Genomic DNA, 24,767 nt, shown 5'->3' on the forward strand with positions numbered 1-24,767 from the left:
CTGGACTGAGGAGCGGAGGGAGCGAAGCGACTGGAGCGACGAGGGAAGGGCGGGAGTCAAAGCCCCATGACCCCGCCGGCGCCGAAGGCCCGGCCAAAAGCACAGTCACAGACTCACCCACTGCTGCAGAAGGAAGCCGGGCCAGACGCCGAGGAGCACGGTGAGGGCGATCAGGGGGGCCCAGGTGATGAGCTCGATTCGGCTGAGGTCGACGGCGAACGCGGTCGCCGGGTGCTCGGCCGGGTCACCCTGGCACAGCTTGCGGACCAGGCGGAGGAAGTACGCCGCGGTCAGCACGGTGCCGAGTCCGGCGATCACCATGAACACCAGATACGTTGTCCGAGGCAACGGCTCCGCCGGGTCGTAGGCGCCGAGCAGGACCAGCATCTCGCCCCAGAACCCGGCCAGGCCCGGCAGCCCGAGCGACGCCAGGCAGGCGAACGTCAACAACGCTCCGATCCGCGGCAACCGTGCGTACAGGGCCCGGCCGATCGCCCGCAGGTCGCTGGTGTCGTGGCGGTCCTTGATCGCGCCGGCCAGGAAGAACAGCAGGCCGGTGATGATCCCGTGCGCGATGTTCGCGAACAGTGCGCCGCGCAGCCCGGCCGGCGACAGCGTCGCGATCCCGAGCACGATGAACCCCATGTGCCCGACGCTCGAGTACGCGATCAGGCGCTTCACGTCGGTCTGCGCCAGGCACGCCAGCGACCCGGCGATGATCGCCACCACAGAGAAGCCTGCCAGGTACGGCGCGATCGTCACCGTGGCGTCCGGCAGCACCGGGACCAGGATCCGGATCAGACCGTACGTACCCATCTTGAGCAGCACGCCGGCCAGCAGCACCGACCCGACCGTCGGCGCCTTCGCGTGCGCGTCCGGAAGCCAGATGTGCAGCGGCCACAGCGGCACCTTCACCGCGAGACCGATCGCAATCAGCAAGGCCGCCGCGAGCGGTACGCCGTGACCGCCGAGCACCGGGTTGTTGCTCAACTGGACGATGTCGAACGTCCCCGCCTGGCGATACACCAGCAGGAACCCCAGCAGCATCAGCGCCGACCCGAGCACGGTCATCAGTACGAACGTCGTCGCCGCCTGCTTCCGCCCGACCGGGTCGTGGTCGTCACCCCAGATGTCGATCACCAGCCACATCGGGATCAGCACGATCTCGAAGCAGACGAAGAACAGCACCAGGTCCATCGCGGAGAACGTGCCGATCACGCCGGCCTCGATCACCAGCAGCAACGCGATCAGCGACCTGGTCCGGCCGATCCGTGGCGTGATCTTCAGCGAGTACAGGCAGCAGAGGAAGGTCAGCAGCGCGGTCAGCACGATCAGCGGCATCGAGATCGAGTCCACCGCGACGTGGAACCGCACCCCGAGCGACGGAATCCACGGCACGTCGGTCGTCGCGTTCAGCGGGCGCCCGTCCTGCGGGGTGTAGCCCCACCAGCCCTCGGTCCGCGGCCAGAGCACCACCGCCCCGACCAGCACGAGCCCCGAGATCACCGACCCGTACGCCGCCGCCAGGCGATCACCGATGCCTGCCGGGATCGCCCACAGGGCAAGCGCGGCAAGAATGGGCAGCAGCAGAATCCCCAGCAGGATCGCGTTCACGAGCCGATCACCCCGGCAAGCACTGCCAGCGCGACGACGCCGACCACGGCCGCGGTCAGGTAGGTCTGCACGTTCCCGGTCTGCAACCGCCGCAGCCCCTGGGACACCAACGTCCCGGTCCGTCCAGCCGCGCGTACATAACCGCCGATCACGTCCCGATCTCCCGCCACCGTCAGCTTCGCGAGCCACCGCACCGGTACGACGAACAGACCGTGGTACGCCGTGTCCACGCCAAATTCACGCTCCAGCACCACCGGCCGCGGATCCGCACCTCGTGACCACAGCGAGTACGCCGGGAGTCCGCCGAGCAACACGAGTGCGGTCGATACCAACCCGATCACCCAGTTCAGGTGGAGGCCGTCGACGTACCCGAGCACGATCGAGGCCACCGCCAGCAGGACCATCGGCGCGAGCATCACCCACGGCGCGTCCCGCAACTTGGAGGTGTCGGGATCGTCGAGGTCGGCGCTCGCCTCGTCGTCCTCGAAGGCACCGGGCGCACCGGCGAGCGCGGGCGTCCGGAAGAACACCCACAACCACATCCGCACGCAGTAGAAGGCGGTCAAGGCCACCGTCACGCAGACCGAGACGAGCACGATCCAACCGACGACCGACCCGTCCCGCGCCTGCTCCCAGGCCGCCTCGATGATCGCGTCCTTGGAGAAGAACCCGGCGGTTCCCGGGACGCCGGCCAGCGCGGCGAGCCCGATCGTCATGGTCATGAACGTGACCGGCAACGCCTTTCGCAGCCGCCCGCGGCGGGTGTACCGACGCAGTACGACGAAGGCCGCGCTACCGACCTGGTGCAGCAGCACACCGGCGCAGAGGAACAGCAGGCCCTTGAACGCGGCATGCGTGACGAGGTGGAAGAGGGCTGCGTGCCGGCCGTCCGCCGTACCCAGGGAGAGCGCGGAGAACATGATTGCCAACTGGCTCACGGTCGACCAGGCGAGGACTCGCTTCACCTCGACCGCGGCCATCGCACAGAGCGCGGAGAAGAGCATGGTCACGCAGGCGACCACGGCCAGCACCGTCATCGTGGTCTCGGAGGCGGAGAAGATGGTGTAGAGCCGCGCGATCAGGAAGACGCCGGCGGCAACCATCGTCGCCGCGTGGATCAGTGCGCTGACCGGGCTCGGGCCAGGCATCGCGTCCGGAAGCCAGGTCTGCAAAGGAACCTGAGCCGACTTGCCGACCACGCCGACCAGGAGCAGCAGAGTGCCGGTGGTGAGTACGCCGGGCGAGATGGCGGCCGGGTCGAGCTCGGAGATCCGGAACGTGCCGGCGCCGACACCGATAACGAAGATGCCGAACAGGAACCCGACATCGCCGAGCCGGGTCATCAGGAACGCCTTCACCGCACCGGACCGCGCGTCGCGCCGCTCCCAGTAGTGACCGATCAGCAGGTACGAGCAGGCGCCCATCACCTCCCACCCGATCAGCAGGAAGAACAGGCTGTCCGAGACCACCACGGTCACCATCGCGGCGGTGAACAACGTGACGAGCGCGTGGTACGACGCCGGGCGCTGGTGCAGGTACCCGAGCGAGTAGACCTGGACGCAGGTCGCGATCACGCCGACGACCGCGAGCATGACAACCGTCAGGTCGTCGGTGCGGACGGCGAAGCCGATGGTGAGGTCGCCGACCGACGAGTTCAGGAACGAGGTCTGGCCGGGGTCGGCGCCATACAAAAGGATGGCCATCAGGACGACGAGCAGGGAGAAGCCGACGCCGGCCACCCGCCAGACGGTCGCGATCACTGGGCCCTCTCCTGTTCGACCAGGTCCCGGGCCGCGTCGGCGTCGACGCTGCCGTGCCCGCGGAACAGCAGCAGGACGATCGCCAGCCCGAGGCCGATCTCGGCCGCCGCCAGCGTGATCACGAAGACCGCGAGCGTCTGGCCGGTGGCTTCGTCCAGCCGCCAGGCGTCGAAGGCGACCAGGTTGAGGTTGACCGCGTTGAGCATCAGCTCGAACGACATCAGCATCGTGATCGCGTTGCGCCGGGCGAGGACGCCGTACACGCCGATGCAGAACAAGGCGACGGCCAGCAGCAGCGGGAGGATCAACGGCATGTCAGTCCTCCTTCTTCCGCTGGGACAGGGCGATCGCTCCGATCAGCGCGGCCAGCAGGAGGACCGACAGGACTTCGAAGGGCAGCACCCAGGTCTTGAACACCGCCGTACCGACGGCCTTCGCGGATCCGTCGGCGACCGGCTTGACCTTCTCGTTGCCAAAGGCAAGCACTACGCCGGTGCCGAGAAGCAGTGCGAGCGCGGCGGCGACGACCGCGGCGAACGGGCTGCGGCCGGTGGTGAGATTGGGCAGCGGGTTCGTCGGGGCCTTGGTCAGCATCAGGGCGAACAGGACGAGGACGACGATCGCGCCGACGTACACCAGGATCTGGACCAGCGCGACGAACTCGGCCCGCAAGGCGCCGAAACATCCGGCGATCGCTCCGAGGGCGACGACCAGCCAGAGCGCGGCGTGCACGATCCGGCGGGAGGTGACGACCAGGACGGCGGCAACGAGGGCGAGTGCTCCGGCAACGCTGAAGAGGACTGTCGTCACGCCTCGCCCTCCGGGGCCGGGGTGACGGTCGGGCCGGGGTCGATCGGCTGCGGTGCGGGGACGGTCCACATCCAGTCCCGCAGGCGCTCCTTCTCATGGGTGAGGTTGCGGATGTCGGTCTCGGCGTACTCGAACTCCGGCGACCAGAACAGCGCGTCGAACGGGCAGGCCTCGATGCAGATCCCGCAGTACATGCACAGGCTGAAGTCGATCGCGAACCGGTCCAGCACGTTCCGGCTGCGCTCCCGGGCCTGCTCACCGACCGACGGCGCGGTCTCGGTGTGCGAGTCGATGTAGATGCACCAGCTCGGGCACTCCCGGGCGCACAGCATGCAGGACGTGCAGTTCTCCTCAAGCAGCGCGATCACCCCGCGGGTGCGCGGCGGCAACTCCGGCTGGACATCCGGGTACTGCTCGGTGACGGACCGGCGGGCCAGCGTCTTCGCGGTGACCTTCAGCCCCTCGATCAACCCCTTGCCAGGCACACCCACGTTCCCACCTCCCGTCAGTAGAACCCCTGCTTGCAGGAGACTAGTCGGTTCCGGCCCGATCCGGTGCGCCCCGGGGCGGTCGGAGTTCACGCTCGAGCCGGGCAGCAACCTGGCGGTAGCGGCTGACCGGTATCAGATGAACGCCGTCGAAGGCGCCGGAGTCACGGACCTTCAGAATCTGCTCACAAGCATGATCCACGCCGGCGTCGCGATCCCGCTCGACCGCCTCGATCAGGGTCTCCGGGATATTCAGCTGCGGCAGGGAGGCCAGGTTGTGGGCCATCTTGGCCGACGCGAGCACCATCACTCCGGCGTACACGGGGATATCGAGGTCGACGCTGTCCCGCCAGCGCAGCAGCTCGTCGAGGTCATAGCTGACCTGCACGTACAGGAAGTCCGCCTCCGCCTTCCACCGCGGGACCGGCCGGAGGCGGGTGGCCGCGCCGACCTGGAACGGGTTGCAGCCCGGGAACGACGTCTCCCTCGCCTGCTCGATCATCGTGCGGACCGTGAGCTGGCTGGTCCGCGCACCCTCGGCCGGGTCGTCACCGTGGACGAACAGGAACTGCTCGACGCCGTACGCCGCTGCCGTCAGCAGGTCCCGCTTGAACCCGAGGAGGTTGCGGTCCCGCGAGTTCAGGCAGGCGATGCCACGCGAACCCATCGCCTGGACCTCGTTCGCCACCGCGACACTCGACACAGTGGCCCGGCCGATGTGGTTGTCCGGGATCAGGAACGCGTCCGCGATCGGGCTCATCACGCCGATCTGGTGCCGCACCTTCTTCAGATCGGGCCGCGTCGGCGGCTCCACCTCGCACACCACTTCGAATCCCCGCACACCCCGGACCCTACTGAATCCGGCGGCGCGCTCACCCCACATTCCACATCCCGGCGACAACTCACCGACCTCCTGCAGACGGCACGCCCACTCGGCGGTCCACATCGCCGCGGCGCGCTTACCGTGGTGACATGGGCAGCCGTGAGGCGGTGTCGGGCGCCGTCTTCGGCGCGTTCGTGATGGTCGTCGTCAGCGTCGCCTTCGCCTGGTTCACCAGCGGCCCCGACCACACCGACTGGACCCACTCAGCCATCGCCCTCTCCCCCTTCGCCGCCCTCTTCGGCGCCGCCGCCGGCGCCGTAGCCGGCCTCCTCCTCCGCATAACCCGCCCCTCGGCCCGCCGCTCCCCGTACACCACCCGCCACGACCGCTCCGACCGCTCACGCCGCGACAAGCGCAAGCACCACTAGCGGCATCCAGCCGGGGGTTCGGACACCTCGTGGTGGGCTTGGACAAGCAATAACCTGTTCAAGCCCACCGGTTCCCCGTCCCACCCCCCCCGCACCCGCCCGCCGTCCCCACCGCCAGACCTGGCCTCGGCGGGTTAGTCGCCGAGGAGCGCGAGTACCTCGGACGTGGTCCTGACGTCACCAAATGTCCGGTACACGGTGTAGAGCGTGGCGTTGAGGTCCTCGTCGCGGCGGGCGGCGTTGGCGTCGGCGACCATCAGCACGCGGTAGCCGAGCGTGCTCGCATCCCGGGTGGATGACTCGCAGCAGACGTTGGCCACGGTGCCGGTGATCAGCACGATGTCGATGTCGCGCTCGGACAGTTGTTCATGGAGGTCGCAATACCCAGGGAAGAAGGCGCTGGCCGCAGTCTTCTCCACCAGCAGATCCGCGGCGTCGATCTCGAACTCCGACCAGATCCGCTCGCGCACCGGCCCGCTGCCACCGGACTCAGCGAACAGCTTGGCCACCTCCGCACCGAGGAACTCGACATCCACCGCGGTCGGCTCGGTGTATCCGGGCACCACCCAGGCGACGGTCCCGCCGGCCGAGTGCAGTCCGGCCGCGAGCCGGCTGATGTTCGGCACGATGCCCTGCTGGTACCCGCCGAGCCCGACGAAGAACGGCACCATGTCCACGACGACCAGAGCAGTCCGCGATGGATCGAGATGCTCGTACGCATGTCGGCGGCCGCGCCGGCTCTCCTGCCGCGCGTACTCCCGCGGCTCGATGTGCCAGTTGTGCAGTGCAGGCGGCTCCGTCATGCGCGGAAGCCTGTCAGGCACCACCGACAGTCAAAGCCGGTCGAGGCACGACTGGAGGAAGTCTTGTTCGGCCTCGTTGGCGGTTAGTTCCAGGGCGGCGGCATAGGAGGCGCGGGCCTCGGCCGGCCGGTTCAGTTGGGTGAGGAGGTCGGCGCGGATGGCGTGGAAGAGGTAGTAGGAGCCGAGGTCGAGGTCGTCGGCGAGGGCTAGGGCTGCGGCTGGGCCGTGCACCTCGGCGACGGCGACGGCGCGGTTGAGGGCGACGACTGGAGTGGGTTCGATGGTGAGGAGGTGGTCGTAGAGCTGGAGGATCTGGCGCCAGTCGGTGTCCGCGGCGGTGGCGGCGTCGGAGTGGACGGCGTTGATGGCTGCCTGGAGTTGGTACGGACCGGGTTGGTTGCGGCGGAGGCAACGGCGTACCAGGTCTTGGCCTTCGTCGATCAGCGCGCGGTCCCATTCGGCGCGGTCCTGGTCGGAGAGGCGGATCAACGAGCCGTCGGCGGCGACTCGGGCCGGTCGGCGGGACTGCTGGAGGAGCATGAGGGCGAGCAGACCGGCTGCCTCGGGCTCATCCGGCATGAGCTCTACCAGGAGTCGACCGAGCCGGATCGCCTCGGCGCTCAGTTCGTCGCGGACGAGGCTTTCGCCGGACGAGGCGGCGTAGCCCTCGTTGAAGATCAGGTAGACGACGGCCAGTACGCCGCGGACGCGCTCGGGTAGATCGGCTTCGTACGGCACGCGGTAGGGGATGCCGGCCGCGCGGATCTTCGCCTTGGCGCGAACCAGGCGCTGCGCCATCGTCGGCTCCGGAACGAGGAACGCGTGCGCGATCTCAGCCGTGGTCAGGCCGCCGAGCATCCGCAGCGTGAGCGCGACGCGAACGTTCAGCGCCAGCGCCGGGTGGCTGCAGGTGAAGATCAGCCGGAGGCGGTCGTCGTGCACGGCGCCCTCCTCCACTGGTTCGTCCTGCGCGTGCAGCAGCGCGGCCTGGGCCTGCTTGTCCGCCCGCGCCGATTCGCGCCGCAACTTGTCGATCGCCCGGTTCCGCGCGGTCGTGATGATCCACCCGGCCGGACTCGGCGGTACGCCGGTCTCCGGCCACTTCTCGACCGCCGTGGCAAACGCGTCCTGCACCGCGTCCTCGGCAATCTCCAGATCGCCGAACACCCTGGCCAGCACGGCAACCGCCCGCCCATGCTCAGCCCGGAACACCCCGGCGATCTCAGAATTCACGACTGGAACGGCCTGACCTCAACCGACAACGGCCGCAACACCTTCGCCAACCGCCGAGCCCACCCCAGCGCCGCATCCAGATCCTCGACCTCGATCACGGTAAACCCCCCAAGGTGCTCCTTCCCCTCGGTAAACGGCCCATCCGTCACCAGCACCTCGTCATCGGACGCCTTCAACACAGTCGCAGTCTCCGGCGGATGCAACCCGGCCGCAAACACCCAAACTCCAGCCGCCTGCATCTCCCCGTTCAAGGCCTCCAACTCCCGCAAGATCGGCCCCAACACCTCCGGCCCAGGCGGCGGCCCATCCGGCTGATAAATACTCAGCAAGTACTGATTCATCCCAACCTCCCGCTGCGCGCTGACACCACCTACACGAACACCGCCACCCCACATCGACACCACCGCCACCCTAATTTCAGCCCTGGCTAGGACCGTGTCGATGGAGTGGTACGGCGCGGCGGGCCAGGCCAGCGCTCCGGCCGCTCCGAGCAGGCTCCGGCTCGGGCTCCTGCGTGACGGCGGACCTCCGCCACTCACCAACCGAGTAGGACGCGTGCGGCTCACGCTTGGAACCCGGCTGAACGTCGCCGGCACGGGGGTTTGGTGAGTGGCCCAGGTCCGGAGACTCAGGCAGCTTCTCGAAGTAGGTGGCGCCGTGGAGCGGCGTCCCTTTGCGGGGGCAGCGGGCTTTAGGTGGGGTCGAGGGGGAGGGTGACGGTTACTTGTAGGCCGCCGGATTCTCGGGGGATCGCTGTGACGGTGCCGTGGTGGGCTTCGGCTACTGAGCGGACGATGGACAGGCCCAGGCCGGCGCCCTTTCCGGTGACCAGGCGTTCGGCGCCCGGGCGGTAGAAGGGTTTGAAGAGGGATTCGACTTCGTACCGCGGGATCTCGGGTCCGGTGTTGGTGACGACCAGTTCCACGTGGTCGTGGGTTGTCCGGCTGACTACCCGGACCCACGCCGCGGACTCCAGCCCCATCACATTCGCGAAAGCCGCGGGAGATCCCGCTGCGCCGGTCGGTCGGTGGGCAGTTGTGATGGCCTGGCGGTCCGCGCTGGCGATGTTGTGGCGGATGCCGTTTTCGACGAGGTTGTGGACCAGGCGTTCCAGGAGCAGGGCGTCGCCGGAGACGGGGACGTCCGCGGGGGCGCGGATGAGGTCGACGTGGGCGGCGGTGGCTTCGGGGGTCAGCTGGGTGGCTACGTGGTTGACGATGTCGGCCAGGTTGACGGGGTAGACGGTGGTCAGGGCCTTCTCGGAGTCGGCGAGGATCAGGAGGCCGTCGATGAGTTGTTCGTGGCGGGCGTTGATGGTGAGGAGGCTCTCGCCGAGCTCCTTGACATCACTGGATGCCGTACGGCGGTGCATCGCGACCTCGACCAGCGCGCGGCCGAGCGTCAGTGGGGTGCGGAGCTCGTGGGAGGCGTTGGCGACGAAGCGGCGTTGGCCGTCGAAGGAGTGGTCCAGGCGCTCGACCATGGTGTCGAAGGCGTCGGCCAGGTTCTTCACCTCGTCCTGAGGGCCGTCCAGTGCGATCCGCTCATGGAGAGCCGCGGGTGCCGCAGCGATGCGGCGCGCGGTGTCGGTGACTCGGTGCAGGGGTGCCAGGACTCGGCCCGCGACCAGCCAGCCGAAGCCGGCTGCCAGCCCACCCACTACGACCAGTGCGATGCTGCCCTGGGTCAGGAACGACTTGATCGCGGCCTGGCGCACCTGTTGGCGCTGCTGGTCCAGCACCCGCTCGGCGTCCGAGCCGGTGAGTACATCACCGTCCTTGTTCATCACATAAACCTGGTCCGGCTTCGGCGACGCACCCGCGGACGGCGGCGGGTTGAGGTACGTGCCCTGCACGATCACCCGGTACTGCTGGCCCAAGTTGTTGGTGAACAGCGCATAGGTGACACCGAGCAGCAGTACGCCGGCCACCATGAACAGACCGCCATAGATCAACGTGAGCCGCCCCCGCAGCGTCAGCCGTCTCACGGGATGCGGTACCCGACGCCAGTGACGGTCTCGACCAGTCCCGGCTCCCCCAGCTTTCGGCGCAGCTTGAGGATGGTCAGCCGGACCGCTCCGGTGAATGGATCCACGTGCTCGTCCCATGCCTTCTCCAGGAGTTGTTCGGCCGACACCGTGGCGCCGTCGGCCCGGAGGAGTTCCGCGAGTACGGCGAACTCCTTCTTCGACAGCGGCACGTACCGACCGTCCCGGAACACCTCGTGCCGGGCCGGATCCAGCGTGACCCCCGCACGACGCAGTACTGGCGGGTCAGCCGGACGACTCCGCCGCCCGAGCGCCAGCACCCGGGCCGCCAACTCGGCGAAGGCGAACGGTTTGGTCAGATAGTCGTCCGCACCGAGCCCAAGCCCTTCCACTCGGTCCGTCACCGCAGCCGCGGCCGTCAGCATCAGTACTCGCGTGGCCGAGCCGGAGTCCACCAACTGCCGGCACACGTCGTCGCCATGTACGACGGGAATGTCACGGTCCAGGACCAGTACGTCGTACGCGTTCACAGCCAGCCGTTCGAGCGCGGCGCCGCCGTCACCTGCCACATCGACGGCATGCGAGTCGTCGCGCAGCCACTCCGCGATCGCTGCCGCCAGCAACGGTTCGTCCTCGACCACCAGCACACGCACGCCTCCCATGATCCCCGATGCCCGTGTTTCCCCAGCGTTAGCGACTGCGGAAACCGTCTGGAAACGGCATCCGGCGAAGGCTGTCAGCCTGAACCGATCCAAGGAGAGATGATGCGCAAGACCACCCTGGCCGTCGTCCTGGCGGCCGCCCTACTGACGGCCACAGGGCTGACCGGATGCGGCGCGAAGGACCCCGATACTCAGGTCGCTTCGGGAAGTGGCGCCCAGCCTCAGTCCACCGCACCGAGCAGCGCCCCGCCCAGCCTGAGCCGGGACGAAATGGCGGTCAAGTTCACCCAGTGCCTGCGGGAACAAGGTCTCAACGTGCCGGACCCCGAACCGGGCAAGGGTCCGCTGCTCAAGTTCGACAAGAGCTCCGGTGTCAGCCCGGAGCAGGTCCAAAAGGCGATGGAAGCCTGCCAGCAATACAACCCGCAGGGCGAGAGCAGTGCGAACCCGCAGCAGGACGAGAACGGCCGCAAGTTCGCCGAGTGCATGCGCAAGAACGGCGTGGAGAAGTTCCCGGACCCGACGCCCGGCCAGCGCGGCGTGATGATCGGTCCGGAGGTCGGTGACGACCCCGACTTCCAGAAGGCGCAGCAGACCTGCCAGCCGATCCTGGCAGGCCAGTGATGCGCAGAGCCTGGACCGCTGTGGTCGTCCTGGCCGCCGGAGGGGCTGTCAGCGCCTTCCTGGTGAACCGGGGCGACACCAGCCAAGCAGCGAACCAGACCGCGCAGGCACTGCCGGTCAACACCGCCAAAGTCACGCAGCAGACTCTCAAAGACACCGAGACCGAAGACGGTGACCTCGGCTTCGGTACGACGTCCACCGCGGTCAACCGGTCCGCGGGGACGATCACCGGGCTGCCCGACAGCGGACAGGAACTCAGGCGCGGCAACACCGTCTACAGCCTCGACAACAAGCCGACCACACTCCTGTACGGCGCACTCCCGGCGTACCGGCGACTCGCGAACGGCAGCGAGGGCACTGACGTCCTGCAACTCGAGCAGAACCTCAGCGCGCTGGGCTACACCGGCTTCACCGTCGACGACGAGTACACCGCTGCCACAGCGGAGGCTGTCGAGGAGTGGCAGGAGGACCGCGGCCTGGACGAGACCGGTGTCGTCGAACTCGGCAGTGTCCTCTTCGCACCCGGTCACATCCGGGTGGACAGTGTGGACGCACAAGAGGGCGCGCCGCTCGGCCCGGAGCAGAAGGTCCTCACCTACACCGGCACCACCAAGGCCGTCACGGTCGAGCTCGACGTCGCGGACCAGCGCCTGGCCAAGCCCGACGCGGCAGTCACCGTCGCGCTACCGGACGGCAAGACCGTGCCCGGCCGGGTGGACAAGGTGTCGACGAAGATCATCCCGGCCGAGAGCCCGGACAAGGACCCGGAGACCAAGGTCGAGGTGGTCGTTGCCATCGACAACCAGAAGGCCGTGGCGGCCTGGTCGCTCGCGGCCGTCGACGTCACCTTCACCGCCTCGGAACGCAAGAACGTGCTCACGGTTCCGGTAGCCGCGCTGGTCGCCCTGCGCGAGGGTGGCTTCGGAGTCGAGGTCACCGACGGTACGTCGTCGCACTACGTGCCGGTGAAGACCGGACTGTTCGCGAGCGGTCAGGTCGAGATCAGCGGCACCGGGATCAAGGCCGGTATCGCGGTGGGGATCCCGAAGTGATCGACCTGACCGAGGTGACCAAGGTGTACCCGGGCGGAGTGACGGCCCTCGGCGGGGTCAGCCTGCGGATCGACCGCGGTGAGCTGGTCGCGATCGTCGGGCCGTCCGGCTCCGGCAAGTCGACGATGCTCAACGTGCTCGGCACGCTCGACCGGCCGACCGCCGGCACTGTCCGGATCGACCGGTACGACGTGGCGCGGCTGTCGGACTCGGGTCTGTCCGCGCTCCGGGCGACCCGGATCGGGTTCGTGTTCCAGCAGTTCCACCTGGCATCCGGCGTACGGGCGCTGGACAACGTCGCGGACGGGCTCCTCTACTCCGGATTGCGTCCGGCGGTACGGCGGAAGCGGGCCGCGGCTGCGTTGGAGCGCGTGGGGCTCGGCCACCGGATGGACCACGAAGCGCATGAGCTGTCCGGCGGCGAGCGGCAACGGGTCGCCGTGGCACGGGCGGTCGCGGGCGAACCCGCCGTACTGCTGGCCGATGAGCCGACCGGAGCACTCGACTCGGCGTCGGGTGCCGGGGTGATGGAACTGCTCCGGGACCTGCACGCGGCCGGTACGACGGTCGTCGTCATCACGCACGACCGGGACATCGCCGCGTCCCTGCCCCGCCAGGTCCGGATGCGCGACGGCGTGATCCTCGAGGAGGTGCGGACATGAAAGGCGAGCTGAGACCCGCCGGCCTCACACCAAGGGACGTCATTCGCGTCGGGGCGGTCGGTCTGCGGACCCGGCCGACGCGGGCGTTCCTGTCCGCTTTAGGGATCGCGATCGGGATCGCCGCGATGGTCGCGGTGGTCGGTATCTCGTCGTCCTCGCGAGCCGAGCTCGACGGTCAACTCGATGCCCTGGGCACCAATCTGCTCACCGTCGCGCCGGGCGTCCGGCTGACCGGCGAGCAGGCCCAGCTGCCGCTCACCGCCGAGGCGATGGTCCGCCGGATCGCCCCGGTCCGGGCCGAGTCGGCGGTCGGCAAGGTGGACGACGCCGCGGTGTACCGGAGCAACAAGATCCCGGCCGTCGAGACGAACGGCATCATCGCGTACGCCGCTCGCACCAACCTGCTCGACACCATCGGAGCAACCCTGCGCAGTGGCAAGTGGATCGACGCGGCCACCGGCCACTACCCGGCGACCGTCCTCGGCGCCAGCGCTGCCGACCGGCTGGGCATCACGAAGGCCGGCCCGGACACCCAGGTGCTGATCGGGAACACGTGGTTCACCGTGCTCGGGATTCTCGAGCCGGCCGCGCTGGCGCCGGAGCTGGACAGTGCCGCGCTGATGGGATGGCCCGCGGCGGACACCACGCTGGACTTCGACGGGCACCCGACCACGATCTACACCCGGTCGGACGACGCCCAGGTGGAGGCGGTCCGCTCGGTGCTCGGGGCAACGGCCAACCCGGAGGCGCCGAACGAGGTCGACGTGTCCCGGCCGTCCGACGCACTCGCCGCGAAGCAGGCCGCGGGCCAGGCGTTCACCGGGCTGCTGCTCGGGCTCGGCGCGGTCGCGTTGCTGGTCGGCGGGGTCGGGGTAGCCAACATCATGGTGATCTCGGTGCTGGAACGCCGGGCGGAGATCGGGCTGCGCCGCTCACTCGGGGCGACTCGAGGGCAGATCCGGACCCAGTTCCTCACCGAGTCCTTGCTGCTGTCCGCACTAGGCGGTGCCGGCGGGGCATTACTGGGATCCGCGGTCACCGCGGCGTACTCGTCGTACCAGAACTGGCTGACAGTCATCCCCGTCTGGTCCCTGGCCGGCGGCGTCGCGGCCACCCTGGTGATCGGCGGTCTCGCCGGCCTTTATCCGGCCATCCGGGCTGCCCGCCTGTCGCCTACAGAAGCTCTCAGAACAGGGTGACGCCGATGCCGGTGAGCGCTAGCTGGAGGAGCGCCACCGGCACCAGGCCCTGCCAGGCGAGCTTCTGGAGCTGGTCGGCGCGCATCCGCGGGAACGACACACGGACCCAGATCACCACGACCGACACGAAGGCGACCTTCACCAGAGTCCAGATCCAGCCGATCGACTCCGGTCCCGGCCCGCTCCAACCACCCAGGAACAGCACCGTCGTCAGACCCGCGAGGATCACGATCCCGGCGTACTCGGCGAGCAGGAACATCGCGAACCGGAGCCCGGTGTACTCGGTGTACGGGCCGAAGATGACCTCGGAGTCCGCGACCGGCATGTCGAATGGCGGCCGCTGCAACTCGGCCAGTCCGGCGATGAAGAACACGATCATCCCGGGCAGCTGCCAGAGCAGCCACCACGGGTTCCACGCGTGGGCGATGCCGGTCAGGCTGAGGGTGCCGGCCGCGACCGCGACGCTCGCCGCGGAGAGCACGAACGGGAGTTCGTAGCTCATCAGCTGCGCCGCGACCCGGAGCCCGCCGAGCAGGCTGTACTTGTTGCCGCTCCCCCAGCCGGCCATCAGCGATCCGAGGACGCCGATGCTCATCACCGCGAGGACGAAGAACAGACCGGAGTCGAGGTCCGCGCCGACGATGCCGGGCGCGAGCGGGATCGCGGCGAGCGCGGCCATGTACGGCAGGATCGCGACGATCGGCGCCCACTCGAACACCCGCCGGTCCGCGGCGGCCGGGACCACGCTCTCCTTCTGCACGAACTTCACGCCGTCCGCGACCAACTGCGCCCAGCCGTGGAACGCACCGGCGTACATCGGGCCGAGCCGCGACTGCATGTGCGCCATCACCTTGTGCTCGGCCTGACCGACCAGCAGAGGCGCCACCAGGAAGGCGACCAGGACGCCCACCACCCGCACCACGAACTCCAGCATGACCGCACCCTATCGACTCCGACTTGACCTCAACCAACGTTGAGGTCGAAAGGTGGGTCGCAGTGACCCAGGTTGAGGAGAATTCAGATGACCACCGTTCTAGTCACCGGAGCCACCGGACGCGTCGGCCGGCACGTCGTCGAGGGCCTGCGCGCGGCGGGCGTGACCGTCCGGGCCCTCGTGCGTACGCCGGACCTCGCCGGACTACCGCCGGACGTCGAGCTCGTGCGCGGTGATCTCTACGACGCGGACGCCGTACGACGGGCTGCGGCCGACGTGGATGCGGCATTCCTGCTGTGGCCGTCGTTCGACGCGTCGGGCGCGGCGGCCGTGGTCGGCGAGTTGCCGCGGCGGGTGGTGTACCTGTCGTCGCTCAATGCCCCGGATGGCGGCGTGTGGGGCGAGGTCGAGGAGCTGCTGCGGAACGCGGGCAAGGAGTGGACGTTCGTACGGCCGGGTGGGTTCGCGGTGAACGCGCAGGCTTGGGCTCGGGAGTTCCGCGAGGGAGACGTCGTCCGGCTGCCGTACCCGGAGGCCGGCCGATCGCTGATTCACGAGCGGGATATCGCCGCGGTCGCCGTACTCGCGCTGCTGGATGATCGGCACGTTGGCCAGACCTATGAGCTGACCGGGCCGGAGGTATTGACGCAGGCCGAGCAGGTCGAGACGATCGCGCGGGCCGTCGGCAAGCAACTGCGGATCGAGGGGCTCACCGGCGCCGACGCCCGGCAGGCGATGCTCGACCAGGGCGCTCCACCCGCGATCGCCGACAGCGCAGTCAGCTACTGGTCCACCCTCGTCGACAACCCCGAGCCCGTCACGACCACGGTTGTCCAGCTCACCGGGCGCCCGGCTCTGACGTTCGAGGCGTGGGCCGAAGAACACGCCGACGAGTTCCGCGTGCTGACCACGGCTGAGGTCGCCGACCGCTACGTCGACGCGCTCAGCACCGGCCGCCTCGACCAGGCACTTTCGCTGTCCGCTCCAGAGGTCGTCCGGGTCGCCCCACTCGAAACCGGCGGCGAAGAGATCGAGGTCAAGGGCGTCGACGCCATCCTCGAGAACGCCCGGCGGCTCAACGCCGACGTCGAGTACCTGGCGGTCCAGCTGGTCGGTCCACTACTCCTCGACGACCGCTTCGCCGTCCGCTTCAGCTTCGACCAGCTCAACGTCCGCACCGGCATCCGCTCCCGCACCACCAAGCTCTCCCTCTGCACGGTGCAGTCCGGCCAAATCACCCGAGAGGAAGTCTTCTACTACACCCCAGTTCACTCCTGAGGCGAGTCCGTAGCCGGCGGGTCGGCGGCGGGGGGTGCCTCGGCTGGTGGTGACTCGGCTTGTTTGCGGGCTCGTCGTTCCCCAGGACCTCGGCGGGGGCGAGCCGGTGTGGCGGCGGCTTCGGCGGGGGCCAGCGGGCTGGGGTCGGGGGATCCGGGTGGGCGGGGGCCCCAGGTATCGGGGTCGGGGACGCCGGGGGGAAGGGTGCGGCGGCGGCTGGGGGCGCCGGCGGGGGCGTGGTCGGACTCGCCGGGTTCCTTGGCGCCGGGCCACGGCTTGGCGACCCGAGACGCGAGGATGAACTCCTTGCGGAGCGGGTTGCCTTCGAAGCCGTCGGGGAGCAGCAGCGGGATCAGGTTCGGGTGGCCGGCGAAGGTGATGCCGAACATCTCGAACGTCTCGCGCTCATGCCAGTTCGCACCGGCGTAGAGCTCCGACAAGGACGCCAGTACCGGCAGGTCGCGCGGGACCAGCGTCCGGACGAGCAGATGGTCGACATGCGAGCCGCCCCAGAAGTCGGCAAGGTGTGACACCACCCGGAACCCGTCGCCGAGCTCGTCGGAAGCACTCAGGAAGTCGAAGAACGTGAACCCGACCGCGTCCCGCAGCACCTCGTGCGCCGCCACCCAGGACTCCAGCGGTACGTCGATCGCCGTCGGACCGAAGCTGTCCACCGAAGTCGCGGCGATCCCGGCGCTGGTCAGCGCGTTGAGGGCGTCGTCGCTCAAGGCTTCACCAGTCCGCGGGTCAGCGCCGCGGCGGACGGCTCGTCGTACCGGCTTGTCATGTCCTCGCCGGCGATCTTCTCCTGCAGCTTGAGGATCCCCTGCAGCAACGCCTCCGGCCGCGGCGGGCAGCCCGGCACGTACACGTCGACCGGGATGATCTGGTCGACGCCTTTGGTCACGCAGTACGAGTCCCAGTACGGGCCGCCGGAGTTCGAGCAGGAGCCGAACGAGATGACGTACTTCGGCTCCGGCATCTGGTCGTAGAGCCGCTTGATCGCCGGCGCCATCTTGTCCGTCACGGTTCCCGACACCACCATCAGGTCGGCCTGCCGCGGCCCGGGCGCGAACGGGATCACGCCCAGCCGGATGAAGTCGTGCCGGCCCATCGACGCCGCGATGAACTCGATCGCGCAGCAGGCCAGGCCGAAGTTGAACACCCAGAGCGAGTACTTGCGGCCCCAGTTCAGCAGGTACCGGACCGGCTCGGGCGCGAGCTTCGCCAGCGCACCCACCGCCGGCCGCACCGTCGGCATCCCCAGCTCGGTCATGGCCTCAGCCTAGTCCGACAATCTCTTCCGCGAGGATCTCCGGGTACTCCAGCGGCGCGTAGTGCCCGACGCCGTCGACCGGCCGGAGCCGTACGTCGCTGAAGAAGTCGTCGAGCCGGTCCGACCATGCCCGCGGGAACAGCGGATCGAACTCCGGCCACAGCACCACCGTGGGTACGGCGATCCGGTCGTACGACGGCGGCGCCATCTCGGCCGCGGACACGGCGACCGAGCCCGCCCCGGCCCGGTACCAGTTGAGCGATGCCGTGAACGCCCCCGGCCGCGAGTACACCTCCACCAGATGATCCAGCTCCGGCTCGAACCCAGGCCCGGACCAATGGGTCCAGAAGTGCCGCAGATAGGACCGGACCGCGTCCGGGTTGCCGTCGATCAGCTCCTCGATCACGGGCAGCCGGTGAAACGCCTGGTACCAGAACTCCGCCTGCGCGTGCTCGGAGAACACCCGCTTCCCGATCCCCGGCAACGGCGGCGCGACGACCATGCCATCGATGAGGTCCGGCCGCGAACGGGCGATCGCCTGCGCGATCCGGCTGCCGACGTCGTACCCGGCGAGCACCGGCCGCTCCAGCCCGAGCTCCTCGACCAGCCCGAGCACGCTTCTCGCCTGCGCGGCCGCGCCGTACTGGATCGGATCCACGGACGTCCGGTCCGACGCGCCGAACCCGCGCAGGTCCGGGACCACCACCTCGAACCCACGCTCGGCCAGCATCGGTGCCAGCACCCGGTAGTCGGTGCGATCGCCCGGCCAGCCGTGCAGCAGAACCACCGCCGGCCCCTCGCCGATCCGGTCGTACGCCAACCTGAACCCGTCCACGTCTGTACCAAGCGGCATCCTCAGCTCCTTCGTCGGCAGATGAGCGATCTCCATCATCCGCCGCATGTACAGCTCGACAGGAGGTGTCGGTCCCAGGTGAAAGCTCGGGCCGGGGTCCAGGCGTGAAATCGGCCGGACCGCTCGGGGTGACGGTGACACCTCCTGTCGAGCTGCACCCTGACCGGACTGCTTGACCGGGCCGGTGGGCCGATCTACCGTGATTGAACAGGACTGAACAGGTCCATTCCTGGGTGGGAGACACCATGGCTGACCAGCTCGAGGTGCAACAGACCCGCGCGCTCTCGGTGGAGAGCAACGGGCTCAACGTGATCGCGGAGGCCGAACGGAAGGGCCGGCCGGCGCAGCTGTTCTGGCCGTGGTTCGCGGCGAACGTCTCCGTGCTCGGCATCAGCTACGGCGCGTTCACGCTCGCCTTCGGGATCTCGTTCTGGCAGGCGGTGATCGCCGGGCTGATCGGGGTCGTCTTCTCGTTCCTGCTCTGCGGGCTGGTCGCGCTGGCCGGCAAGCGTGGTTCGGCGCCGACGATGGTGCTCAGCCGGGCCGCGTTCGGAGTCCGGGGCAACAAACTGCCGTCGCTGGTGTCCTGGTTGCTGACGGTCGGCTGGGAGACCGTGCTGACGATCCTCGCGACGCTGGCCACGGCGACCGTGTTCGAGCGCCTCGGCTGGGGCGGCGGCAACCTGACGAAGGTGGTCGCGCTGCTCGTGGTCGGCGTACTGATCGTGGCCTGTGGCGTGCTCGGGTTCGACCTGATCATGCGCGCTCAGACCGTGATCACCGTGGTCACCGGCGTCCTCACGGTCGTCTACATCATCCTGGTCGCCGACCAGATCCACTGGAGCACGGTGTCCGCGCTGCCGAGCGGATCTGCCCAGCAGGTGATCGGCGCACTGGTCTTCCTGATGACGGGCTTCGGGCTCGGCTGGGTGAACGCGGCCGCGGACTACTCCCGGTACCTCCCGCGCCGCGCGTCGAGCCGGGGCGTGGTCGGCTGGACGACATTCGGTGGCTCGGTGGCCCCCGTCGTACTGCTGATCTTCGGTCTGCTGCTGGCGGGGTCGTCGGAGGACCTGAGCAAGGCGATCGCCGCCGACCCGATCGGTGCGCTGGCGGAGGCGTTGCCGACGTGGTTCCTGGTGCCGTTCGTGATCGTGGCGGTGCTCGGTCTGGTCGGCGGCGCGGTGCTGGACATCTACTCGTCCGGGCTGGCTCTGCTGTCGCTCGGCGTACCCGTGAAGCGGTATGTCGCGGCCTTCATCGACGGCTTGGTGATGATCGCGGGGACCGTCTACGTGGTGTTCTACGGCGGTGAGTTCCTAGGCGAGTTCCAAGGCTTCCTGATCACGCTCGGCGTCCCGATCGCGGCCTGGTGCGGCATCATGCTCGCCGACATCGCGACCCGCCGGCGCGACTACACCGACGACGACCTCTACGCCCCGAACGGCCGGTACGGCGACATCCGGTGGCTGCCGGTGGTCACGATGCTCGTTGCCACCGGCATCGGCTGGGGCCTGGTTACGAACACGCTGGCGTCCTGGCTGACCTGGCAGGGCTACCTGCTCGACCCGCTCGGCCTCGGCGGCAAGGGCGGCAACTGGGCCTACGCGAACCTCGGTGTCCTGGTCGCGCTGGTGGCCGGGTTCGTCGTCCAGCGGTTCGCCGGGGCGGCCGCCGTACGGCAACAGGAGACGATCGCCTGATGGTGCTCGCCCTCATCGACCTGCAACGGATCTTCGCTGACCCGGAGTCCGGCTGGGCTACGCCGGACTTCGGGCGGGTGATCGAGCCGACCAAGCAGCTGATCGAGCGCTTCGCACCGAACGTCGTCTTCACCCGCTTCGTGGCCCCGGCGAATCCGACCGGTGCCTGGGTGCCGTACTACGAAGAGTTCCCGTTCGCCCTGCAGCCGCCGGATGCGGACGACTACCAGCTCGTCGACGAGTTCAAGGGCGCTCCAACGCTGGACAAGACCACGTTCGGCGCTTGGGGCCCCGAGCTCGCGGCCCGGTCGGACGGGCAGCTGGTCCTGGGTGGCGTGACCACGGACTGCTGCGTGATCAGTACGGCGCTCGCCGCGGTCGACGCCGGCGTCCACGTGCAAGTGGTCGAAGAGGCGTGCGCCGGGTCCACCGACGACAACCATCGCAAGGCGATCGACATCATGCGGTTGTACGCACCGATGCTGGAGATCGTCAGCCTCGACCAGTGGTGATGATGCGCCGAATCACGTTGAAACACGAGCGGGTCGCGGCGGTGCTGGCCCGGGAGATCAAGTCGGGCATCGTACGGCGTGGTGCTCAGCTGCCCGGGGAAGTCGAGCTGGCGCGGCGGTTCTCGGTCAGCCGGAACACGGTCCGGGCGGCCCTCGCCGTACTGGCCGACGACGAGTTGATCACCACCCGCACCGGGAAGGGGTCGTTCGTGCTCTTCGACGGACGGCCGTTGGACGGACGGCTCGGCTGGACCCACGCGCTGTCGGAGCAGGGCGTGGAGACCCGGATGCGCACCGTCCGAATCGAGCTCGCACAGGATCCCGCCCTGGCCGAACGCCTCGGGCTCGAGTCCCCGGACGTGATCGTGATCGAGCGCGTGCGGCAACTGTTGGACGGTACGGCGATCTCCCTCGAACACAGCCGGATCCCGGCGCTGGACTCACTACGCTCGCTGCCCGACCGGGGCCTGGACAACGGTTCGATCAGCACCACCCTGAACCGCGCCGGGCTGTACCTGGACCACTGCGAGCAACGCCTCCGCGGCCGCCCCCTGAGCCCCGGCGAAGCCGACCTGCTGAGCCGTCCGGAGGGGTCCTGGTTCCTGCACACCACCCGCACCAGCTGGACCGCCGACGAACGCTTCGCCGAGTACGCCGACGAACTCCTCGACCCCGAACACTACGAACTAAGCCTCTCCTACGGCACCTAACCACGAGACTGTAGGCAGCCCCCGCGTGCTACGCAGCCACTCCTCGTCGCCCCGAAGGGCAGTCATGCCGAAAGCTCATAGTCCAGCAGTGGGTTACCGTCGACAACATCGCCGCGGAGGAGGACGGTGGCCCCAGCTCACTGACGAAGAGCTCCGTGTCATGGTCGGACAGAACGAGGGCTTGCTTTGGCTGGTCCCGATGGCGATCGAGCGGCTTGAGAGCGATCCGTGCGTGTCAGGCGATCTGTATGCCGGCGCGTTGAGAGCATCCGTCGAGAGGGTGAAAGTCGAGTACTGGGTTCGTCACCCAAGCCTCGCAGAGCGTCTTGCGCTATCTCCGGTTGCGTCGAGTGCGAGGCTGAGTGACCAAGCTTGTCCCGCTGAACGTCCGGATCTGGCTCCCCTCTGTGTCAAGAGGCGGCCGGCAGTGGGGTCGTAGGCTTTGTGGTGGCGGGTCCGGGAAGTGACTTGTCCGAAGAGCCCGCGGTGTGGGGATGTCAGCCGGTCGCGCTGGAGTCAGAGTCGTGTCCCCGTTGTCCTCCCGGGCCCGTCTCGGACACGGGCACGGTGCGAGAGCGGGCGCCTGCACCGTGGTCTCGCCTTTTACGGCTCGCATCCGGCGGCGCCCGTGGTTGAAACACTGGTCCGAACAGATGCAGGTGTGGGCCGAGTACCATGATCTGGATCGGACTAGGTGGCATCCCACTCTCTGGAGAACCACATGCGCCGCACCAATATTGGCGCGTGCCCGCTCCGCGCCCATGTCGATCCGCGCCTCTTGCGATTCAGCGCCGGGGCCACAGCGAGCGTGCTCGCCGTCGTGCTGCTCATCGTTGACGTTGCTCGACCATTGGGTCTCGGCCTGCTCGCCTCCCAGGTCGCCGTGTTTGCGTTCACCGCGTTCGTGAGTTTTCAGTGGTCGTTGTGGGCGCGGATCTTCGCCCGTGTCATCTGGCCGCGGATCGGCGCGCCGGCCGAGTTGGAGGATGCTCGGCCGCCGAGATTCGCCCAATTCGTCGGCTTCGTGTTCACCGCTCCGGCGCTGACCACCTTTGTACTCGGCGTCGATGTCGCTGGCTACGGCCTCACCGCTCTCGCCTTCGGACTGGCAGCCCTCAACGCATCCACCGGGCTGTGTTTGGGCTGCAAGGCCTACCATCTGATCCGCCGACCAAAACCGGCCTGAGTCCGGTCGACCGCGAACCCCACCACATTCAGCGGGACGTCCCATCCGGGCCGCGTCGAACCCGAGCGAGCGCAGCGGGGGAATCGCAGCCCGTCGCCTTCGCCGGTCATTGTCGAGACCTCATTACCGCAGTCGGCAACAAGACGACGGCCCGGCGTCCGCTCATGCCGCCGAGAGTGAAGCCCGCTCATGCCGACGAGCGGGCGGTTCGTAGCGGCTAACCGGTTGCGATCTGGATGGCGCTCAGGATGCTCGACAGGCTGGCCGGGTCGGCCATCTTCAAGTTTGCGAGGTCGCTGGGCCGGAACCAGCGAAGATCGTCGTGCTCCTCGGGTGCGGCGTTGACAGGTTCGCCTTCCCAGCGTGTGACGAGGAACGCGTGCTTGTCGAGGGTGGGGTCGCTGATCGTCATCGGGATGGGTACGGGGTGGTGGATGTGGACGCCGAGTTCTTCGAGGCATTCCCGACTGACGGCTTGGTGAGGCAACTCGCCTGACTCGACATGTCCGCCGACGAGGTCCCAGCAGTCGGGATACCACCGACGCGATGGGTGGCGATGCACCAGGAGCACGAGACCGTCGCGCACAAGTGCAGCGACTGAGATCGGAATCGGGGCGACCATGGCGACACACTAGGCGCGAACGCACTCTCGTGCCGCTGATCGCGCGTCCATGCCGTTGTCAGGGGGTCAGCAGGTTGGCATGCTCGCGTACCCATCGTGCCTCGCCGGCCGCCCACTCCTGGCTGCCCTCGGCGACCCAGGTCCGCTGTGGCTCGACACCGGCCTCGGCCAGCGACAACTCCATGGCCATGGTTGCCTCCATCCGGGTGGCGATCGCCTCGGCGACGTCGAAGGAAGGCAATCCGCCATAGGTTTGCAGGAAGACGCGTACTCGCGCGGCCCGATCGGGCACGGTCGGGAAGTGGTGCCAGGTCAGCGCCATCTCGTCGCTGCGGGCGGGTGTGAACCATTGAAGTGCGTAGGCAACGTCATCGAGCCGCGGTCCGCGATGCAGAAAGTCCCAGTCGATAAGACCTACTGCCTCGTCGCCGTGCCACACCATGTTCCAGGGGCCGACATCACCGTGGCACCAGACGGTGTCCGCCTTGGATTCCACGTCGGGCGCGCAGAAGACTGCATCCGGTGGTGGCTCCCAGCCGATGGACGCGTCGTGGAGTGTCCGCAGCAGCCGGGCCGCAGAACGTAGCCCAGCCTCGGAGCGCTGGTGCGCCCAGCCGTCCGCGCCGGCGTCTCCCTCGATGACCACGAGCCGTTCGACATCACCGTCGACAGCGATCGGTTCTGGTACGCACGTGAGTCCTTGGCCGCGCAAGTACCGCAGGAATGCATGCACGGTCGGTGACCAGGAAGAGGCGGGTCTGGTGACGGTCCCGTCCTTGATCGAGACCGGCCGCAAAGCATCGAGCTCATCGTCGGTCGGGGCCACGAACGGACCATAACCGCGACCAATCGCCCGGCGCATCGGAATTCGCCAGCACGGGGCGGTAGATGCGCGCGGTAGCGCGCAGGCGCCGGCGGTAGCCGGCAAGGATGCGCCGGCGAGGGGCCGGAGGGTGGGTGGGAGAGCACGCGGAGCGGCTGCGACGAGGAGCGGAGCGACGGGAGTGGCTGCGTAGCACGCGGGGGCTTCCCCGCGGCGAGGGGTGGCGGTGTAGTGCGCGGGGGGCTTCCCCGCGGCGAGGGGTGGCGGTGTAGTGCGCGGGGGGCTTCCCCGCGGCGAGGGGTGGCGGTGTAGTGCGCGGGGGATGCGTCTAAGGGGTTTGTTGCCTCGGGGGTAGGGATATGTGCCGATGTGGGGTGGGTCCTCAGGCGCGCACTGTCTTCTCATCGACAAGCTCGCGGAGGAGATCATGCTTTACCACTCACTCGACTCGCTCCAGGCTGAGATTCGCTACCGGCAGGACCGTATCCGGCGCGACTTCCAGCGCCCGGCCTGGTTCCAGCGCAAGCCCAAGCAGCAGGCTCCCGAGCCCTGCGCGCCCGAGCTCCGAGCCCGTCCCGCGATGTGACGGCTCGAGCACCGCCCGAAACCCCTTCCCACCCGGCGCGGCCGGCTCTTTCCGAGCCGGTCGCGCCGCCGTCATTCCCGGCAGCGGCCTGCCGCGCGCGAACCGGCATCGGAACCGCTTTCCAGGGTCCCTAGACGCG

At 68.6% G+C, this 24,767-nt stretch carries 28 protein-coding genes and 1 pseudogene; 12 read left to right on the forward strand and 17 right to left on the reverse strand.

The genetic code is table 11. The features are described from left to right. Window positions 1-105: 105 nt before the first annotated feature. The 6 genes and pseudogenes from ACZ3HV_RS08125 to ACZ3HV_RS08150 form a co-directional block, all read right to left on the reverse strand. On the reverse strand, window positions 106-1,614 hold the full coding sequence (locus tag ACZ3HV_RS08125) for a complex I subunit 4 family protein (RefSeq protein ID WP_465682093.1): 1,509 nt from the start codon (window positions 1,612-1,614) through the stop codon (window positions 106-108). Further along, window positions 1,611-3,374, reverse strand: coding sequence for an NADH-quinone oxidoreductase subunit 5 family protein (locus tag ACZ3HV_RS08130; protein WP_465682095.1), 1,764 nt, complete (start codon window positions 3,372-3,374; stop codon window positions 1,611-1,613). Before ACZ3HV_RS08130 ends, ACZ3HV_RS08125 begins: the two co-directional genes overlap by 4 nt. Next, window positions 3,371-3,688: an NADH-quinone oxidoreductase subunit NuoK gene (gene nuoK / locus ACZ3HV_RS08135; RefSeq protein WP_465682097.1), complete on the reverse strand. Its 318-nt coding sequence runs from the start codon at window positions 3,686-3,688 to the stop codon at window positions 3,371-3,373. Before nuoK ends, ACZ3HV_RS08130 begins: the two co-directional genes overlap by 4 nt. A 1-nt stretch (window position 3,689) precedes the next feature. After that, window positions 3,690-4,184: an NADH-quinone oxidoreductase subunit J family protein gene (locus ACZ3HV_RS08140; RefSeq protein WP_465682099.1), complete on the reverse strand. Its 495-nt coding sequence runs from the start codon at window positions 4,182-4,184 to the stop codon at window positions 3,690-3,692. A 140-nt stretch (window positions 4,185-4,324) separates the two neighbouring features. Next, window positions 4,325-4,552: pseudogene (locus tag ACZ3HV_RS08145) on the reverse strand (4Fe-4S binding protein); the annotation flags it as partial. 163 nt (window positions 4,553-4,715) lie between these two features. Next, complete coding sequence (locus ACZ3HV_RS08150) at window positions 4,716-5,513, reverse strand: methylenetetrahydrofolate reductase (RefSeq protein ID WP_465682101.1); 798 nt, start codon at window positions 5,511-5,513, stop codon at window positions 4,716-4,718. A 131-nt stretch (window positions 5,514-5,644) separates the two neighbouring features. Here ACZ3HV_RS08150 and ACZ3HV_RS08155 point away from each other — a divergent pair, with 131 nt between their 5' ends. Beyond that, the gene (locus ACZ3HV_RS08155) at window positions 5,645-5,923 is read left to right on the forward strand and encodes a hypothetical protein (RefSeq protein ID WP_465682103.1); all 279 of its coding nucleotides are present in this window, start codon (window positions 5,645-5,647) and stop codon (window positions 5,921-5,923) included. Window positions 5,924-6,057: 134 nt separating this feature from the next. On the opposite strand, the gene ACZ3HV_RS08160 is transcribed toward ACZ3HV_RS08155, so the two are convergent. The 5 genes from ACZ3HV_RS08160 to ACZ3HV_RS08180 form a co-directional block, all read right to left on the reverse strand. After that, window positions 6,058-6,726 (reverse strand): isochorismatase family protein, encoded by a 669-nt coding sequence (locus tag ACZ3HV_RS08160; protein ID WP_465682105.1) that lies wholly within the window; start codon window positions 6,724-6,726, stop codon window positions 6,058-6,060. Between the two features lie 30 nt (window positions 6,727-6,756). After that, window positions 6,757-7,959: an RNA polymerase sigma factor gene (locus ACZ3HV_RS08165; RefSeq protein WP_465682107.1), complete on the reverse strand. Its 1,203-nt coding sequence runs from the start codon at window positions 7,957-7,959 to the stop codon at window positions 6,757-6,759. Further along, window positions 7,956-8,228, reverse strand: a complete 273-nt coding sequence (locus ACZ3HV_RS08170) for a YciI family protein (protein WP_465682109.1) — start codon at window positions 8,226-8,228, stop codon at window positions 7,956-7,958. Before ACZ3HV_RS08170 ends, ACZ3HV_RS08165 begins: the two co-directional genes overlap by 4 nt. A 422-nt stretch (window positions 8,229-8,650) precedes the next feature. Continuing rightward, on the reverse strand, window positions 8,651-9,946 hold the full coding sequence (locus ACZ3HV_RS08175; protein WP_465682110.1) for a sensor histidine kinase: 1,296 nt from the start codon (window positions 9,944-9,946) through the stop codon (window positions 8,651-8,653). Further along, the gene (locus ACZ3HV_RS08180; protein ID WP_465682111.1) at window positions 9,943-10,599 is read right to left on the reverse strand and encodes a response regulator transcription factor; all 657 of its coding nucleotides are present in this window, start codon (window positions 10,597-10,599) and stop codon (window positions 9,943-9,945) included. The genes ACZ3HV_RS08175 and ACZ3HV_RS08180 overlap by 4 nt, the downstream gene beginning before the upstream one ends. Before the next feature lie 108 nt (window positions 10,600-10,707). Between ACZ3HV_RS08180 and ACZ3HV_RS08185 the strand changes: the two genes are divergently transcribed. Genes ACZ3HV_RS08185 through ACZ3HV_RS08200 form a run of 4 tightly spaced genes read left to right on the forward strand, consistent with a single transcriptional unit; the run spans window position 10,708 to window position 14,145 of the window. Then, the gene (locus tag ACZ3HV_RS08185) at window positions 10,708-11,232 is read left to right on the forward strand and encodes a hypothetical protein (protein WP_465682113.1); all 525 of its coding nucleotides are present in this window, start codon (window positions 10,708-10,710) and stop codon (window positions 11,230-11,232) included. Next, complete coding sequence (locus ACZ3HV_RS08190) at window positions 11,232-12,284, forward strand: peptidoglycan-binding protein (protein WP_465682115.1); 1,053 nt, start codon at window positions 11,232-11,234, stop codon at window positions 12,282-12,284. The genes ACZ3HV_RS08185 and ACZ3HV_RS08190 overlap by 1 nt, the downstream gene beginning before the upstream one ends. Then, window positions 12,281-12,946 carry an ABC transporter ATP-binding protein gene (locus tag ACZ3HV_RS08195; protein WP_465682117.1) on the forward strand — a complete coding sequence of 222 codons (666 nt, stop codon included), beginning with the start codon at window positions 12,281-12,283 and terminating at the stop codon, window positions 12,944-12,946. The genes ACZ3HV_RS08190 and ACZ3HV_RS08195 overlap by 4 nt, the downstream gene beginning before the upstream one ends. Beyond that, complete coding sequence (locus ACZ3HV_RS08200; RefSeq protein ID WP_465682119.1) at window positions 12,943-14,145, forward strand: ABC transporter permease; 1,203 nt, start codon at window positions 12,943-12,945, stop codon at window positions 14,143-14,145. Before ACZ3HV_RS08195 ends, ACZ3HV_RS08200 begins: the two co-directional genes overlap by 4 nt. On the opposite strand, the gene ACZ3HV_RS08205 is transcribed toward ACZ3HV_RS08200, so the two are convergent. Continuing rightward, window positions 14,132-15,079, reverse strand: coding sequence for a complex I subunit 1/NuoH family protein (locus ACZ3HV_RS08205; RefSeq protein ID WP_465682121.1), 948 nt, complete (start codon window positions 15,077-15,079; stop codon window positions 14,132-14,134). The genes ACZ3HV_RS08200 and ACZ3HV_RS08205 overlap by 14 nt on opposite strands. 87 nt (window positions 15,080-15,166) lie before the next feature. On the opposite strand from ACZ3HV_RS08205, the gene ACZ3HV_RS08210 reads away from it, so the two are divergent. Then, window positions 15,167-16,357 carry an NmrA family NAD(P)-binding protein gene (locus tag ACZ3HV_RS08210; RefSeq protein ID WP_465682123.1) on the forward strand — a complete coding sequence of 397 codons (1,191 nt, stop codon included), beginning with the start codon at window positions 15,167-15,169 and terminating at the stop codon, window positions 16,355-16,357. Here the strand turns inward: ACZ3HV_RS08210 and ACZ3HV_RS08215 are convergent. Genes ACZ3HV_RS08215 through ACZ3HV_RS08225 form a run of 3 tightly spaced genes read right to left on the reverse strand, consistent with a single transcriptional unit; the run spans window position 16,348 to window position 18,486 of the window. Further along, window positions 16,348-17,085, reverse strand: a complete 738-nt coding sequence (locus ACZ3HV_RS08215; protein ID WP_465682125.1) for an NADH-quinone oxidoreductase subunit C — start codon at window positions 17,083-17,085, stop codon at window positions 16,348-16,350. The genes ACZ3HV_RS08210 and ACZ3HV_RS08215 overlap by 10 nt on opposite strands. Next, window positions 17,082-17,633 (reverse strand): NADH-quinone oxidoreductase subunit B, encoded by a 552-nt coding sequence (locus ACZ3HV_RS08220; RefSeq protein WP_360359667.1) that lies wholly within the window; start codon window positions 17,631-17,633, stop codon window positions 17,082-17,084. The genes ACZ3HV_RS08215 and ACZ3HV_RS08220 overlap by 4 nt, the downstream gene beginning before the upstream one ends. A 4-nt stretch (window positions 17,634-17,637) precedes the next feature. Further along, a complete protein-coding gene (locus ACZ3HV_RS08225; protein ID WP_465682128.1) occupies window positions 17,638-18,486 on the reverse strand; it encodes an alpha/beta fold hydrolase in 849 nt (282 codons plus the stop codon). Between the two features lie 245 nt (window positions 18,487-18,731). Here ACZ3HV_RS08225 and ACZ3HV_RS08230 point away from each other — a divergent pair, with 245 nt between their 5' ends. From ACZ3HV_RS08230 to ACZ3HV_RS08250, 5 genes are all read left to right on the forward strand, one after another. Next, complete coding sequence (locus ACZ3HV_RS08230; protein ID WP_465682130.1) at window positions 18,732-20,189, forward strand: purine-cytosine permease family protein; 1,458 nt, start codon at window positions 18,732-18,734, stop codon at window positions 20,187-20,189. Further along, window positions 20,189-20,701: a cysteine hydrolase family protein gene (locus ACZ3HV_RS08235; RefSeq protein WP_465682132.1), complete on the forward strand. Its 513-nt coding sequence runs from the start codon at window positions 20,189-20,191 to the stop codon at window positions 20,699-20,701. The genes ACZ3HV_RS08230 and ACZ3HV_RS08235 overlap by 1 nt, the downstream gene beginning before the upstream one ends. After that, window positions 20,701-21,411 (forward strand): GntR family transcriptional regulator, encoded by a 711-nt coding sequence (locus ACZ3HV_RS08240; protein WP_465682134.1) that lies wholly within the window; start codon window positions 20,701-20,703, stop codon window positions 21,409-21,411. Before ACZ3HV_RS08235 ends, ACZ3HV_RS08240 begins: the two co-directional genes overlap by 1 nt. A 160-nt stretch (window positions 21,412-21,571) precedes the next feature. After that, window positions 21,572-21,850 carry a contact-dependent growth inhibition system immunity protein gene (locus tag ACZ3HV_RS08245; protein WP_465682136.1) on the forward strand — a complete coding sequence of 93 codons (279 nt, stop codon included), beginning with the start codon at window positions 21,572-21,574 and terminating at the stop codon, window positions 21,848-21,850. 282 nt (window positions 21,851-22,132) lie between these two features. Beyond that, on the forward strand, window positions 22,133-22,597 hold the full coding sequence (locus tag ACZ3HV_RS08250; RefSeq protein ID WP_465682137.1) for a DUF4395 domain-containing protein: 465 nt from the start codon (window positions 22,133-22,135) through the stop codon (window positions 22,595-22,597). A gap of 217 nt (window positions 22,598-22,814) precedes the next feature. Here ACZ3HV_RS08250 and ACZ3HV_RS08255 read toward each other — a convergent pair whose 3' ends face one another. Together ACZ3HV_RS08255 and ACZ3HV_RS08260 are read right to left on the reverse strand one after the other, a co-directional pair. Then, a complete protein-coding gene (locus ACZ3HV_RS08255) occupies window positions 22,815-23,219 on the reverse strand; it encodes an NUDIX hydrolase (RefSeq protein ID WP_465682139.1) in 405 nt (134 codons plus the stop codon). 58 nt (window positions 23,220-23,277) lie between these two features. Beyond that, window positions 23,278-24,045 (reverse strand): aminoglycoside phosphotransferase family protein, encoded by a 768-nt coding sequence (locus ACZ3HV_RS08260; protein WP_465682141.1) that lies wholly within the window; start codon window positions 24,043-24,045, stop codon window positions 23,278-23,280. Window positions 24,046-24,409: 364 nt separating this feature from the next. Here ACZ3HV_RS08260 and ACZ3HV_RS08265 point away from each other — a divergent pair, with 364 nt between their 5' ends. Further along, window positions 24,410-24,628 (forward strand): hypothetical protein, encoded by a 219-nt coding sequence (locus ACZ3HV_RS08265; RefSeq protein WP_465682143.1) that lies wholly within the window; start codon window positions 24,410-24,412, stop codon window positions 24,626-24,628. Window positions 24,629-24,767 lie beyond the last annotated feature (139 nt).

The sequence above is a fragment of the Kribbella sp. NPDC020701 genome (assembly GCF_055562215.1).